Origin of the sequence: Pseudomonas sp. R76 (assembly GCF_009834565.1) — a bacterium.
Taxonomy (GTDB): domain Bacteria; phylum Pseudomonadota; class Gammaproteobacteria; order Pseudomonadales; family Pseudomonadaceae; genus Aquipseudomonas.
This window is the reverse complement of the sequence record NZ_CP019428.1, coordinates 2,899,228-2,915,339: the sequence shown is the minus strand read 5'-3', so window position 1 is coordinate 2,915,339 and position 16,112 is coordinate 2,899,228. Positions and strand designations below refer to the sequence as shown.

Below are 16,112 nucleotides of genomic sequence, written 5' to 3'. Positions count from 1 at the left end.
TTCAAATCGCCTCTAGTTCGCTCAAAAAGTCACGAAGATCATCAAAATCTTCCGCGCTGCCGGCGCGGAAAGTGGCTGCGGCCTGCACATAGGCGCGCAGCGTTTCGGTCTGGAACACTTCAACCAGGGGCACTTCCAGGCCGAGTTCGGACTGGACCCGCGAGGTGATCTGGATCGCCAGCAAGGAATGGCCGCCAATTTCGAAGAAGTTGTCGTCCAGGCCCACTTGCGGCAGGCGCAGCACTTCGGCCCAGATCGCCGCAATCTGCTGTTCCAGCTCGGTTTCGGGGGCCACATAACGTTGCTGCATCAAGCTCGCATCCGGCGCGGGCAAGCCTTTGCGGTCGAGCTTGCCGTTGGGGGTCAGCGGCATCTGCGCCAGGCACATAAAGTGCGTGGGCACCATGTAGTCCGGCAGGCGGGTCTTGAGCGCGCGGCGCAAGGCATCGCGGAACTCGGCCTGATCGATCAGGGCCGCATCAGCCGGCACTACATACGCCACCAGCTGCTTGCCGGTCGGGCCTTCCTGGGCCACCACCACGGTTTCACCGACGCTGTCCTGCTCGCGCAGGCGCGCTTCGATTTCACCCAGCTCGATACGGAAACCACGGATTTTCACTTGATGGTCGACACGACCGAGGTAGTCCACCACACCGTCCGGCCGGCCACGGGTCAAGTCGCCGCTGCGGTACACGCGGCTGCCGGGTTTGCCGAATGGGTCCGGCACGAAGCGTTCGGCGGTCAGTGCCGGGCGCTCCAGATAACCCCGCGCCACGCCCTCGCCGCCCAGGTACAACTCGCCGGCGACGCCGATGGGTTGCAGGTTGAGCTGTGCATCCAATACGTAGCCGCTGCGGTTGCCCAGCAACGTACCAATCGGTGCGTAGACGGCGCCGCATGGGTCGCCCTTGCGCGCCTTCCACAGCAGCGGCGTCACCACGGTTTCAGTGGGGCCGTAACCGTTGAACAGGTAAGTCGGCTTCAGTGCGCGCCAGGCCAGGTCGTAGCTGGCTTGAGCCACGGCGTCACCACCAAAGCAGTAAACCCGCACGGCCGGTGGGTTGCCGTCACGCTCGGCGTGCTCGGCCAGCTGTTGCAGGTACACCGGCGGGAACACCGCCATCGTCACTTTGTGGCGGTGCATCTGCGCGTAGGTGTACTCCGGCAGCCATAGGCTGTCGTCGCGGATCAGCACACTGGCGCCGTTGATCAGCGGGTGCATCCAGCCTTCGTGGGAACCGTCGAACGCGAACGACATAAAGTGCAGTTCGCAGTCGGTCGGGCCCGTTTCATAGCGCTCGCCGGTGGCGATGATGTGCGCCACCAACGGGCCGTGGGACACCGCCACGCCCTTCGGCATGCCGGTGGAACCGGAGGTGTAGATCACGTAGGCGAGGTTGTCGCCATCCAGTGCAACCTGCGGTGCGGCATCGCTGTAGTCGGCCCAGTCATCGCTGCGATCGATTGCCAGCGTGTTCAGCCCTTGCGGAATCGGCAATTGCTGCAAGGCGCTCGTGTGCGTGAGCAGCAATTGGGCGCGGCTGTCTTCCATCATGTACAGCAGGCGATCGCGCGGGTACTCAATATCCAGCGGAACGTACACGCCACCGGCTTTGAGCACGGCGAGGAACGCCACCATGATCTCGGCACTGCGCGGCATAGCGATGGCCACGCGCACTTCCGGGCCGACACCGCGGGCGATCAGCGCATGCGCCAGGCGATTGGCCTGGCGGTCGAGTTCGCCGTAGGTGAGGGTTTGCGCATCGAATTTCACCGCCACGGCATCCGGCGTTTCCCGTGCGCGGTCGGCAACCCTCTCGTGCACCAGGCGTGTCGCGGGGAAGCCCGACTCGGTGCAATCCCACAATTGCAGGATGTGCTGTTGCTCATCCGGGTTCAGCAGGTTCAGTTGCCCGATGGCCTGCTGTTGATCGTCAACCATCGCCTGCAAGAGGTTCTGCCAGTGCCCGGCCATACGCTCGATGGTGCCGGGGGCAAACAGATCGGTGGCGTAACTCAGGGACGCATGCAGCGCCTCGCGGGATTCCTCCACATCCAGCGCCAAGTCGAACTGGGCCACGCCTTCATCCCAGCTCAACACCTCGACCTGCAGGCCGGACAATTCTTGTAAATGGCGGCCTGCCGAGGTCACGCGGTGGTTGAACAGCACTTGGAACAACGGGCTCAGGCTCATGCTGCGTTCCGGCTGCAGCGCCTCCACCAGTTGCTCGAACGGCAGGTCCTGATGCGCCTGAGCGTCCAGGGAGCGTTGCCGCACCTGATCCAACAGTTGCGCCACGCTCATCTGCCCGTTGATGTCGGCCTTGAGCACTTGGGTGTTGACGAAGAAGCCGATCAGGCCTTCGGTTTCCAGGCGGTTGCGGTTGGCGATCGGCACGCCCACGCGCACATCTTCCTGGCCACTGTAGCGGTGCAGCAAGGCCTGGTAGGCCGCCAGCAGCACCATCGGCAATGTGACGCCAGCCGCGTTCGCCAGGCTGCGCAAGCTGGCCAGCAGTTGCGGCGTTAACTCAACGTCAAGGCGCGCGCCGCGATGGGTCGGCAATGCCGGGCGCTGGTAGTCGAACGGCAACTCCAGTACCGGTTGCTCGCCGCCCAACTGCTCGCGCCAGTAAGTCAGCTGCCGCGCCTTCTCACCCGCTTCCATCCAGTTGCGCTGCCACAGCGCGTAGTCGGCGTACTGGATCGGCAGCGCCGGCAGCTGCGGCGTGTGGCCATCGCTGAAGGCGGCATACAGTTTCACCAGTTCTTCGACCATCAACTGCATCGACCAGCCATCGGAGACGATATGGTGCTGCACCAGCACCACGACGTGATCGTCCTCGGCCAGTTGCAGCAACTTGACCCGCAGCAGCGGCCCGCGCAGCAGATCGAACGGCCGCGCGACCGCCTCGGCCACCTGCGCCTTGAGCCCGGCTTCATCGGTGCTGGCCCGTTCGATGTCGATCAGGCCCAGTTCTTCAATCACTTGCACCGCGCCGCTGGCGTCCTGGCGCAGATGCGTGCGCAGGCTTTCGTGGCGCGCCAACAAGGTGTCGAAACTGCGTTGCAAGGCAGCCACGTCGAGCACGCCTTTCAAACGCAAGGCGCTGGGGATGTGGTACGCCGCGCTGTGCGGGTCGAGTTGCCAGAGGAACCATTGGCGCTCCTGGGCGTACGACAGTGGCAACGGTTGTGTGCGGTCGGCCTTGAGCAGCGCCGGTGCGGTAACGCCCTGCTCGCCCAATGCACGTACGAAGTCACCGAGCACCGGCTGTTCGAACAGGGTTTTGAGCGCCACTTCCAGCGCCAGCGCCTGGCGCACGCGCGACACGACCCGCGTGGCCAGCAGCGAATGCCCGCCGAGTTCAAAGAAGTGGTCATCGAGCCCCACCTGCGGCACCTCCAGCACCTCGGCCCAAATGGCCGCGACGTGTTGTTCGCGCTGGCTGACGGGCGCCACATGCGCTTTGTGTAGCACGCTGGCATCCGCCTTGGGCAAGGCCTTGCGGTCGAGCTTGCCGTTGGGGGTCAAGGGCAGGCTATCGAGGAATATCAGCTGCGCAGGCACCATGTAGTCCGGCAAGCGCTCGCGCAAATCGGCCTTGTAGCGGTCACGCAGCGCCGCCTGTTGTTCAGGGGCGAAGGTCACCAGGTAGGCGATCAGGCGGTCGTTGTCGGCCAGCACCACGGCTTCACGCACCGCTGCATGTTCACGCAGGCAGGCTTCGATTTCGCCCAGCTCGATACGGAAACCGCGCACCTTGACCTGATGATCCACACGGCCGATGTATTCCACTATGCCGTCTGGGCGATAGCGCGCCAGGTCGCCGGTGCGGTACAGGCGCTCGCCCGGCGCGCCATAAGGGTCAGGCACGAAGCGTTCGGCGGTGAGCGATGGCCGCGCGTGATAACCGCGCGCCAGGCCCACCCCGCCGATCAGCAATTCACCGGCCGCGCCCTGCGGGCATGGCGTCAGCCCGGCGTTGAGAATGAACAGCGACGTATTGGCAATCGGTCGACCGACAAAAGGCTGGGCCTGTGATAAACGATGGGCGGCCGACCAGATGGTGGTCTCCGTCGGGCCATAGAGGTTCCACACCGGGCCCTGCAGGTCGAGCAGCCGTTGGGCCAGGTCGACCGGCAACGCTTCGCCGCCACACAGGCACTTGATGCCCTTCAGCAGAGCGGCACGCGGGCTTTCCAGCAGCATGCGCCAGGTCGATGGGGTGGCTTGCAGCACCGTGGCGGATTGGTTGTGCATCAGATCGAGAATCGCCTCCGGATCGAGCGCCAGCGCCTGATCGCTCAGCAGAACCGTGGCGCCGACGGTCAGCGGCACGTACAGCTCGAGGGCGAAGATGTCGAACGAGAAGGTCGTCAGCGACAGCACCCGCGCATCAGCGCCCATTTCCAGCGTATCGGCCATGCCGCAGGTAAAGCTGCACAGTGCCTGATGACGCACCATCACGCCCTTGGGCTTGCCGGTGGAACCGGAGGTGTAGATCACGTAGGCCAGGTGCTCCGGCGTGACGTTGACCTGCGGGTTGTGTTCGTCGCCGCCCGCGTCATCGACCAACAGCACACGCAGGCCGTGCGGTTGCGCCAGGCGACCGTTCAGGTGTGGCTGGGTCAGCAATACCCGGGCGCGGCTGTCTTCAAGCATGAACGCCAGACGGTCGGCCGGGAATTGCGGGTCGAGCGGCACATACGCGCCACCGGCCTTGAGGGTTGCGAGCAAGCCGACCACCATGTCCAGCGAGCGCTCGACATGCACCGCCACCAGCACGTCCGGGCCGACGCCCGCTGCGATCAGGCGATGGGCGAGGCGATTGGCGCGGCAGTTGAGTTCGCGGTAACTCAGCGCGTCGCCATTGAATTGCAGCGCACTCGCCTCCGGCGTCGCCCGTACTTGCGCTTCGAACAGTTGATGCACGCAGCGTGTGTGCGGGAACTCAACCTGGCTGTCGTTCCAGCTGTGCACGGTCTGCTGCCATTGCTGCTCGCTGAGCATCGGCAGCTCATCCAGCGCCTGCGACGCGTCGTTCACCACCGCACGCAGCAGGTTCTGCCAATGCTGCGCGAGGCGCGTCAGCGTCGCGGGCTCGAACAGGTCCGTGGCGTAGGCCAGCGAAGCCCACAGGCCTGCGGCGGACTCTTCGGTCTCCAGGCTCAAATCGAATTGGGTGGTGTTGCCTGCCCAATCCAACGGTTGCAAGGCCAGGCCCGGCAGATGCACCGGGCTGGCACGCAAGGTGTCCTGGTGGTTGAACATCACTTGGAACAGTGGGTTATGGCTGAGGCTGCGCTCCGGTTGCAGCGCTTCCACCAACTGTTCGAACGGCAGGTCCTGATGGGCCTGGGCTTCGAGGGCGCGCTGCTTGACCTGGGCGAGCAATTGGTCAAAGGCCATCTGCCCGTCAAGGTCGACCTGAATGACTTGGGTGTTGACGAAAAAGCCGATGAGCCGCTCGGTTTCCAGGCGGTTGCGGTTGGCGATTGGCACTCCGACACGCAGCCTGGACTGGCAGCTGTAGCGATGCAGCAAGGTCTGGAACGAGGCCAGCAAGAGCATGAACAGGGTCACGTCTTCGCGCTGGGCCAAGGTTTTCAGGTCGGCCAGCAGCGCAGGCTCGAGTTGAACCTGCTCACGCGCGCCGCGAAAGCTCTGCACTGCCGGGCGCGGGTGGTCCAGCGGCAGTTCCAGCACCGGATGTTCATCGCCTAGGTGCTGTTGCCAATAATCGAGCTGGCGCTGTTTTTCACCGGCCGCCATCCAGTTGCGCTGCCACACGGCGTAGTCGGCATATTGGATCGGCAACACCGGCAGCGAAGCCTGGCCCTGATACAACGCCACCAACTCATCGACCATCACCTGCATCGACCAACCGTCGGAGATGATGTGGTGCTGGGTGATCACCAGCACATGATGATCGGGCGCGATCACCAGCAGTTTGACGCGCATCAGCGGGCCGTTGCGCAGGTCGAACGGGCGCTGAATCTCTTGCTCCACACAGGCCTGGATCGCCGCGGCCTCCGCCCTCGCCTGCTCGACAGGCATTCTCAGGTCGGGGTGAATCACTTGCCAGGTCTGCTCACCGTCCTCAACAAAGGTGGTGCGCAACGGCTCATGGCGCAGCACCAGCGCCTGGAACGCGCGCTCCAGCGCGGTGATGTCCAGTTGGCCGCGCAGATGCAGCGCCGTGGGTACGTGGTACGCGGCGCTGGTGGGGTCCAGTTGCCACAAAAACCATTGGCGTTCCTGGGCGAAAGACAGCGCCATCGGCTGCCCACGTTCCAGCGCCACCAGCGGCTGAGCGCTGTGTTGCAGCAAGCCCGAACAGGCCGTCGCAAACCCTTGCAGCGTCGGCTGTTCGAACAGTGCGCGCAGCGGCACTTCCAGTTTCAACTCATGGCGCACACGGGAAATCATCTGGGTGGCCAGCAACGAATGGCCGCCCAGCTCGAAGAAGTGGTCCGTGAGGCCGACCTGCTCCACCTGCAGCACCGCTTGCCAGATCGCCGCCAGCTGCACGTGCAGCGGGCTGTGTGGCGCCACATACGCCTGTTGACGCAGGTTCAGGTCTGGCGCGGGCAGCGCGCGGCGGTCGAGCTTGCCGTTGTTGTTCAGTGGCAAGGCGTCCAGCACCTGCCAGTGCGCCGGCACCATGTAGTCCGGCAGTGACTGGCGCAGAGTGGCCGCCAGGTTCTGAGCGTCCAGGGTGTGACAGTGGGCTGGCACCACGTAGGCGACCAGTTGCATGCCGACTGCACTTGGCTGGGCGATGACTGCGGCTTCACGCACTTGCGGCAAGGCTTGCAGGCAGGCCTCGATTTCACCCATTTCGATGCGGTAGCCGCGAATTTTCACCTGATGGTCGATACGCCCGACGTACTCCAGCGCGCCGCTTTCGTTGTAACGCGCCAGGTCGCCACTGCGGTAGAGCCGTGCACCCGGCACCGCGGAAAACGGGTCCGGCAGGAAGCGTTCGGCGGTCAAGGCCGGGCGGTCGAAATAACGCTGGGCCAGGCCCGCTTCGGCGCCAATGCACAGTTCGCCGACGCCGTCGGTGGCGAGCAGTTCGAAACCACTGTCGAGTACATACAACGAACGGCCTGCGATGGCGCGGCCAATCGGCACGCCGAACGCATCACTGGCATCCGCCAGCTGGCAGTCGTACACGCTGGACACCACCGTCGCTTCGGTCGGCCCGTAGGTGTTGACCAGGCGCACGCCGCCCAGCCCCGCCGCGTGCCAGGCGCGCACGCCTTCCACCGACATGGCCTCGCCGCCCACGTGCACTTGGCGCAGGTTGCCCAACGTGCGTGGGTCGGCGGCGCATTCCTTGGCGAGCAAATACCAGTAAGCGGCCGGCAAGTCGGCCAGGGTCACGCCCTGCTCGACGATCTCGCGTGCCAGTTGGCCGGCGTCCCACAGCTCATCGCCGCGCATGATCAAGGCGGCGCCCACACACAGCGGCGGGTAGCACTGCTCGACAAAACCGTCGAAGCTGAAGGTCGCAAATTGCAGTACGCGGTCGTCTGCACTCAGCCGGCTGTAGACCTCGGCGCTGTCGCAGAACTGGCCAAGGGCGGCGTGGTCGATGGCCACGCCTTTCGGCAGGCCGGTGGAGCCGGAGGTGTAGATCACATACGCCAGGTCGGCAGCCGCCGTTTGGTTGGGTGGGTTGGTCGCCGGGTAGCCGTCCAGCTCTTCACCGGACGTGCTGAAATCCACGCGGGTAAGGCCCTGCGGCAATGGCAAGTCGGCAAGCAACCCCGCTTCGCTGAGCAGCAGGTCCAAGCGGCTGTCGGCCAGCATGTAGGCCAGGCGTTCGGCCGGGTAGTTCGGGTCCAACGGCACGTAGGCGGCGCCGCTTTTGAGCACTGCCAGCAGGCTGACGATCAGTTGCGGGCCACGCCGACTGGCCAGGCCTACGCGTTGGCCCGGCGCTACGCCGAGTGCCAACAGGCGATGCGCCAGGCGGTTGGCTCGCGCGTTGAGCTGGGCGTAGCTCAGGCGCTCACTGCCCGCCTGGACTGCCAGCGCGTCAGGGGTGGCGTGGGCCTGAGCAGCGATGCGCTCATGTACCCGCTGAGGACGCTGGGCGGCACCGGCAGATTGGCTGAGGGCAAGTACGTCGTGCTGTGCGGCGGCGTCCAGCAGTTGCAGGTTGCCCAGCGGCGCACTGGCGTCCGCCACCAGTTGCACCAGCAGGTGACGCAAGTTGGCGCCCAGCCGCGTGACCTGTTGCTCGCTGAAATGCGCGCGGTCGTAGCTGAAGTCCAGGCGCAGACCGGCACCCAGCTCGACGCCCAGGGTCAGCGGGTAGTTGGTGCGTTCATGGTTGTGCATGCGGCCGAAGGTCAGGCCTGCGGATGCGCCTTGCTTCAATGCTTCGGCCACCGGGAAGTTTTCGAATACCAGCAGCGTGTCGAACAACGCGGCACCTTGCTGACCGGCCCACGCCTGGATGTCGTAGAGCGGCACGTGTTCGTGGTCGCGCAAGCTCAGGTTCAGGGCTTGCAACTCACCCAGCCAGGCGCCGACCGATTGCGCGGGCGATGCGGCACTGATCATCGGCAAGGTGTTGATGAACAAGCCCAACTGCTGCTCGATCCCCGGCAGCGGCGCTGAACGCCCGGCGACGGTGGCACCGAACGCCACGCAATCCTGGCCGCTGTAGCGTTGCAGCAACAGGCTCCAGGCGCCTTGCAGCACGGTGTTGAGCGTGACTTTTTGCTGGCGGGCAAATTCGCCGAGTGCCTGGGTAAAGTCGTTGTCCAACAGCACGTGATGGTCAGCCATCCCCGCGCCATCGACCGGCGCACGCAGTGCTTGCGCCAGCAAGGTTGGCGCTTGCAACGGCGCCAGGGCCTGCTTCCAGAACGCCTCGCCCGAAGGCTGCTGTTGCAGCCAGCCCAGGTAATCGCGGAACTGCCCCAGCGGCGTCGGCAACGCCTGACCTGCGTAGTGAGCAAGCACTTCGCCGAGCAACTGCGCGTTACTCCAGCCATCCATCAGGATGTGGTGGCTGGTGAACATGAAGTGCCAGGCAGAACCGGCACCGCGCACCAGCATCAGGCGAAACAGCGGCGCGGTATTTAATTCAAAGCCGCATGAACGCTCGGCATCGGCGAGCGCATCGAGGTCGGCATTCACGTCTTCGATCACTTGCAGCTGTACGTCGACCTGGCGCTTGATCACTTGATGGGCGCTGTCCAGGCCCAGCCAGTGGAAGCTGCTGCGCAGGATGTCATGGCGGTCGAGTGCCGCTTGCCAGGCACGGCCGAACCTCAGCAGGTCGAGGCCGTCGATATCCAGGCGCAGTTGGTTGATATAGGCCTGGGCCTCGGGTGCGTACAGGGTGTGGAACAGCATGCCCTGTTGCATCGGCGACAGCGGGTAAAGATCGGCGATGTCGGGCCCGGCCACGGGCAGTGCGTCCAGCTGCTGCTGGGTGAGGCGTGCCAGTGGGAAATCCGACGGCGTCACCTGCCCGGCCGGCGTGGCGCAGCAATGCTCGATCAATGCCTTGAGCTCCGTCGCGTAGTCATCCGCCAAGCGCTGGATGGTGGCGGCGTTGAACATCTCGCGGCTGAAGCCCCATTGCAGCGACAGCTCACCGCCATACACCTGCCCTTCCACGGTCAGCCAGTTGGCCAACGGTGCTTCGGAGTCCTGGGCCTGGCCGCTGCTCTCGCTGGCGGGGACTAACAGCGCCGCCTCGTTGAACTGGCGGTCGAACTGGCCCAAGTAGTTGAAGGTGATACGCGGCGCAGCCAGGCCCGCCAGGGTTTCGCGTGATTCGGGGTTACCCAGGTAGCGCAACAGGCCGTAGCCCAGCCCCTTGTCGGGGACGGCGCGCAGTTGCTCTTTGACGGATTTTATCGCGTCCGACGGCTCACCATCGGCCTGCAAACGCACCGGGAACAGGCTGGTAAACCAGCCGACCGTGCGGCTCAGGTCGATGCTGTCGAACAGGTCCTCGCGACCATGTCCTTCCAGTTGAATCAAGGCCGCGTGGCCGCTCCAACGGCTGATCACCCGCGCCAGCGCGGTCAGCAGCAGGTCGTTGACCTGGGTGCGATAGGCTGCCGGAGCATCCTGCAAAAGCCGGCGGGTGAGCTCGGCGTCGAGGCGGGTTTCGAGCTTGGCGCCCAGGCGGTTTTGCAGGCCGCCGTGGGGGTTGTCGCAGGGCAGTTCGACGTCGCTGGTCTGCGCCCGCCAGAAAGGCAGTTGGTCATGGAGGGTTTGCGCATGGGCCTGCAACTGCTGCGCCCATTGCTGGTAGCTGCTGGTCTTGGCCGGCAAGCTGGCTTCTCGGTAAGCCTGTTGCAGGTCTTCCAGCAGGATGCGCCAGGACACGCCGTCGACCGCCAGGTGATGCACCACCAGCAGCAGGCGCTGGCTGCCATCGGCCATCTGAACCAAGGCCGCGCGCAGCAGCGGGCCTTGCTCCAGGTTCAGGCTGCGCTGGGCTTCATCGCACAGCGCGGCCAATTGTGTGTCATCGCTTGCAGCGGATTGCCACAGCGCTGGCGCGTTGACGGGCGCACCGTGGGTTTGCTGCCACGTGTCGCCCTGCTGCACAAAACGCAGGCGCAGCACGTCGTGATGGTTGATCAGTTGGGTCAGCGCCACTTCCAGGCGCACAGGCTCCAGCGCCTCACGCGGGGTCAGCAGCAGCGACTGGTTCCAATGCTGCCGCGCCGGGATGGCCTGGGCGAAAAAGTATTGCTGCACCGGGGTCAGGATCACCTCGCCGGTCACCGGGCCTTGATCGATAGCGGCCGCCTGTTCAAAGCTCGCCACCAGCGCCAGGCTGCGCACGCTCTGATACTGGAACAGGTCGCGCGGGCTGAGACGAATGCCGGCCTGACGCGCACGGCTGACCACCTGGATGGAGATGATCGAATCGCCGCCCAGCTCGAAGAAGTTGTCGTCCAGGCCAACCGGTTCGACGCCGAGCACATCACTCCAGATCGCCGCCAGGGCTTTTTGCAACGCGCTCGAAGGCGCGACAAACGCCTGCTGCGGTGCCACATCCGGCAGCGGCAGCGCCTTACGGTCGAGCTTGCCGTTGGCGGTGACGGGCAGCTTGGCCAGGTGCACGAAATGCGTCGGCACCATGTATTCCGGCAGGCTGCTGAGCAGCCACCCCTTGAGGTCGGTCGGCGCTTCGCCTTCAAGCACCCAATAGGCGACCAGTTGTTTGCCGCCCTGCACCAGCACCACTGCTTCACGCACGCCAGGATGTTGTATCAGGCGCGTTTCAATTTCGCCCAGCTCGATACGCAGGCCGCGCAGCTTCACTTGATGGTCGAGGCGGCCGAGGTATTCGATCACGCCATCGGCGCGCTGGCACACGCGGTCGCCGGTGCGATACAGGCGCTCGCCGTGGATAAACGGGCTGGGCACAAATCGCTCGGCGGTCAGCGCCGGGCGGCGGTGGTAGCTGCGCGCCAGGCCGACGCCGCCCAGGTACAGCTCGCCGGACACGCCGGCCGGCACCGGGTTGAGCTGCGCGTCGAGCACGTAGGTGGCGAGGTTGGCGATCGGGCGGCCGATGGGCACGCTGTCGGCGCCTTCGTCGACGCAGGTCCAGTGGGTCACGTCGATGGCGGCTTCGGTCGGGCCGTAGAGGTTGAACAGTCCGGCCCCCGGCAACTTGGCGAAGACGTGCCGTTGCGCGTCCAATGGCAGCGCTTCACCGCTGCACACAATGCGCTTGAGGCTGGCGCAGGCGTGTACGCCCGGCTCATGGATAAACGCCTGCAGCATCGACGGCACGAAGTGCAACGTGGTGATGGCGTGACGGCCGATGATGTCGATCAGGCGCGCCGGCTCGCGGTGTTCGCCAGGGGCTGCGACGACCAGGCGGGCGCCGGTCATCAATGGCCAGAAGAATTCCCATACCGAAACGTCAAAGCTGAACGGGGTTTTCTGCAGGACGGCGTCGCTGGCATCCAACCCGTAGGCGTGTTGCATCCAGCACAAGCGGTTGACCAACGCGCGATGGCTATTGCCTGCGCCTTTGGGCTTGCCGGTGGAACCGGAGGTGTAGATCACGTAAGCCAGGTTCAACGCCTGGATCTGCACCGCAGGCGATTGGCTGCTATAGCCGTCGAGCCAAGTGGGTGCCTGGTCGAGGGCAATCACCTGGACGCCGTCGGTGGGCAGCAACCCCAACAGACTGTGTTGGCTGAGCAGCAGCTTAATGCCGCTGTCTTCGATCATGTAGGCCAGGCGTTCCTGCGGGTATTCCGGGTCCAGCGGCACGTAGGCGCCGCCTGCCTTGAGAATCGCCAGCAGGCCTACGACCATTTCGACGGAGCGCTCCACGCAGATGCCCACCAGCACATCCGCGCCCACGCCCTGCTCGCGCAAGGCGTGCGCCAGTTGATTAGCGCGGGCGTCGAGCTGGGCGTAGGTCAGTGTGGTGTCGCCAAAAATAAGGGCTGGCGCATCCGGCGTGCGCTGCACCTGGTCTTCGATCAGGTGATGGATGCCGCGCTCGGTCGGGTAAACCTCGGCGGTCTGGTTCCAGGCATGCACCAGCACGTGCTGGTCTTGTGCCGCGAGCATCGGTAACTCACCGATACGCTGTTCGCCGTCGGCCACCATGGCCTGCAACAGGCTGATCCAGTGCTCGGCCATGCGCGCGATAGTAGGCGCATCAAACAGGTCGTTGGCGTACGTCAGCGCGGCGTGCAAGGTGCCGGACTTTTCATAGGTGTCGAGGGTCAGGTCGAACTGCGTGGTACGGCCCTGCCACTCCACCAGGGACAATTCCAGACCGGAAGCCGTGCTGACCGAGGCAATGTCGGCCACCACCGGTTGATGGTTGTACATGACCTGGAACAGCGGCGTATGGCTGAGGCTGCGCTCGACCTTCAGGGCTTCCACCAAGCGCTCGAACGGTAATTCCTGGTGGGCCTGGGCACCCAGTGCATGCTCTTTGATGCCTTGCAGCAGCTCGGCAACGCGGGTCTGCCCGGTCAACTCGGTGCGCAATACCTGCGTGTTGACGAAGAAGCCGATCAGCCCTTCGACTTCACTGCGGTTACGGTTGGCGATGGGCACGCCGACGCGGATATCGCCCTGGCCGGTGTAGCGATGCAACAGCACATTGAAGGCGCCCAGCAGCAGCATGAACAGAGTGACATTGTGCTGCTGCGCACAGCTGCGCAGCTGCGTGGCCAGGCCTGGATCAATCGCAAAATTGTGGCGTGTGCCCTGGTAGCTGGGCATGGCCGGGCGCGAGCGATCCGTCGGCAGTTCCAGGACCGGATGCTCATCCCCCAGGCGCGCCTGCCAGTACTCCAACTGCCGCGCTTGCTCGCCGGCTTCCAGCCAGCGGCGCTGCCACAGGGCGTAGTCGCTGTACTGGATCGGCAGCGCCGGCAATTGCGGCGCCTCGTTGCGCTCATGGGCGTCGTAGCAGCGGATGAACTCGTCAATCAGCACGTTCATCGACCAACCATCGGAGACAATGTGATGCAAGGTCAGCAGCAGCACGTGCTCCTGGGCGTCGAGCTTGAGCAACTGCACACGCAGCAGCGGGCCGTGTTCCAGGTCGAACGGCAGCAGCGATTGACGCGTCGCCGCTTCGTTGACGGCCTGCTCGCGCTCGGCAGCAGCCAAGGCGCTGAAATCCAGCTGTTCGACGGCAAGTGAAGGCTCTACCGGCACTTGCTCCAGGCGCTCATCGGCCTGGCGCTGGAACACTGTGCGCAAGGTTTCATGCCGCGCCACCAGGCTGGCGAACGCGTGCTCCAGCGCACGCAGGCTGAGCGCACCTTTGAGCCGCACGGCGCCGGGCAGGTTGTAGGCGCCGCTGGCCGGGTCCAATTGCCACAGAAACCACATGCGCTGCTGCGCGTAGGACAGCGCCTGGCGGTCCTCGGCCTCCACCCCTGCCGGAATCGGGAACCGGGAAAAATCCACGCCTTCTTTCTGCAGGGCTTGCAGGAACACGTGGCGTTTTTCCAGGGGCAACCCGATAAACCGGCGAGCAAGTTTCAAGGAGTCTTCAGCATTCATTTCTTGGAGTCCGGAACAATAGGCAGGAAGCACAAAGGCACGTCGTCCCTATAAAACGAACCGGGCGGGGAAAAATTAGCGGGGGATGAAAGGCGTGGAGCGAGCTGTCATCAAGGGTTACATCAATCTCAGGAAGAAACCGCTAAGCGGAGCTAGCATTGACGAACACCACTTTTTGCAACTACATTTAGTTACACGCAGGGAACGCCGTGTCCAAAAATGAAAAGCTGCTCGCCAAACTGCTCAACCAGAACACGGCCTTTACCTGGCCAGAGCTCGTAACGCTGTTGCAGCGTCTTGGCTACACACAGATTGAAGGGGCCGGAAGCCGCGTCAAATTCGACATCGGCGACCCCAGTGCAATGATCACCTTGCACAGGCCTCACCCCGGCAACGAACTGAAACACTACATTCGGCGCCAGATCATCGAACAATTGAAATCAGGAGAACTGATTCAGTGAACAATCAACTGAAACACAATGGCTACATCGGCTCTATCGAAGCCAGCCTCGAAGACAACTGCCTGTTCGGCAAAGTGCTGTTTATCAAGGCACTGGTCAGCTATGAAGGCAAAACCGTCGCGGAGCTGGACGTGGCGTTTCGGGAGGCCGTGGATGACTATCTCGCTACGTGCCACACCCTCGGGCAAACACCGGAGAAACCGTGCAAGGGTTCATTCAACGTGCGGGTCGGCCATGACCTGCATCTGGCGGCAGCCCTGGCAGCGACCCGTAAGAAAGTGACGCTCAATGACCTGACACGCCAGGCGCTGAATGAGTTTTTGCAACATCATTGCGCAGAACCTTTCCCGGCGATCGGCTGATCAGCCCAACCTTCGGTAGCCAAGTAGCGCTGAGCCCAGCACCACCGCTCCCGCCACCAGCGCCACCCAAAACCCGCTGGTGGCGCCAAAATGGTCGATCATCCAACCAGAGCTGGCGGCACCAATGGCCACACCGATGCTCAGGCCGGTGATCAGCCAGGTCATGCCTTCGGTCAAGCGGCTGGGCGGGACGATTTGCTCCACCAACGCCATGGACACGATCAGCGTCGGGGCAAAGAACAGGCCGGAGATAAAGATCGCCACGGCCAGCCCGGGAATATTGGTGACCAGCAACAATGGCAAAGTGGTCAACGCCGTCGCCACACCGCAGAACAGAAACTGTCGGGGCAACGGCGCCTTGAGCTTGAGCGTGCCAAAAGCCAACCCCGCCAGGCACGAGCCGATGGCATACACCGAGAGCACGATGCTCGCCGCCGCCGGTTGGCCCTGCTGTTGGGCAAAGGCGACGCTGACCACATCCACCACGCCGACGATGACGCCCATGGCCAGCAGCAGGGTCATCAGGATCAGTACTGATGGTGAGGCGATCAGCATGCGGCCGTGCTGGCCGTGGTGTTCATGCACCGGCGGCTCAGTCGCGCGTTGCAGCACGAACGTGCTCACGCCCACCGCCAGTAACAGCGCTGCCACCAGAGGCCCGGCTTCCGGAAACAGCACCACGCTCAAGCCAACCGAGATCGGTGGGCCGATGATGAAACACACCTCATCCAGCACCGATTCAAGGGCAAACGCCGTCTGCAATCGGGGCTGACCGCGATACAACTCGGTCCAGCGCGCGCGCACCATGGCGGACATGTTGGGCATGCAACCGGCCAGGGCGGCGAAAACGAACAAGGTCCAATTCGGCGCCTGCAAGCGCGTGCACAGCAGCAGTAACAACAACGCGCCACCACCGATCAACGCCGCGACGGGCAATACCCTGCCCTGACTGTAACGGTCAACCAAACGCGAAACCTGCGGCGCGCAAAACGCCGTGGCCAAGGCAAATACCGCCGCCACCGAACCCGCCAGACCATAACCGCCATGCACCTGCGAGAGCATGGTGATCAAGCCGATACCGGTCATTGAGATCGGCATGCGCGCCAGCATACCGGCCAATACAAAAGCCCGGCTGCCTGGGGCCTGGAACAACTCGGCGTAGGGGTTTGCCATCCTGCTCAACCTCTTCCTCAACGCCTTGAAACTTGCTATCTGCAATCACCAAGGCAAAATACATACGGT

Annotated in this window: 4 protein-coding genes; 2 read left to right on the top strand and 2 right to left on the bottom strand. The window is 64.0% G+C overall.

All coding sequences use genetic code 11. The features are described 5' to 3' along the window. Position 1 precedes the first annotated feature (1 nt). On the bottom strand, positions 2-14,047 hold the full coding sequence (locus tag PspR76_RS13300; protein WP_159955885.1) for a non-ribosomal peptide synthase/polyketide synthase: 14,046 nt from the start codon (positions 14,045-14,047) through the stop codon (positions 2-4). A 209-nt stretch (positions 14,048-14,256) separates the two neighbouring features. Here PspR76_RS13300 and PspR76_RS13295 point away from each other — a divergent pair, with 209 nt between their 5' ends. Next, positions 14,257-14,508 (top strand): type II toxin-antitoxin system HicA family toxin, encoded by a 252-nt coding sequence (locus PspR76_RS13295; protein ID WP_159955883.1) that lies wholly within the window; start codon positions 14,257-14,259, stop codon positions 14,506-14,508. After that, the gene (locus tag PspR76_RS13290) at positions 14,505-14,870 is read left to right on the top strand and encodes a type II toxin-antitoxin system HicB family antitoxin (protein WP_159955881.1); all 366 of its coding nucleotides are present in this window, start codon (positions 14,505-14,507) and stop codon (positions 14,868-14,870) included. Before PspR76_RS13295 ends, PspR76_RS13290 begins: the two co-directional genes overlap by 4 nt. Here the strand turns inward: PspR76_RS13290 and PspR76_RS13285 are convergent, their stop codons facing one another. Continuing rightward, a complete protein-coding gene (locus PspR76_RS13285) occupies positions 14,871-16,043 on the bottom strand; it encodes an MFS transporter (protein WP_159955879.1) in 1,173 nt (390 codons plus the stop codon). Between the last annotated feature and the right edge of the window lie 69 nt (positions 16,044-16,112).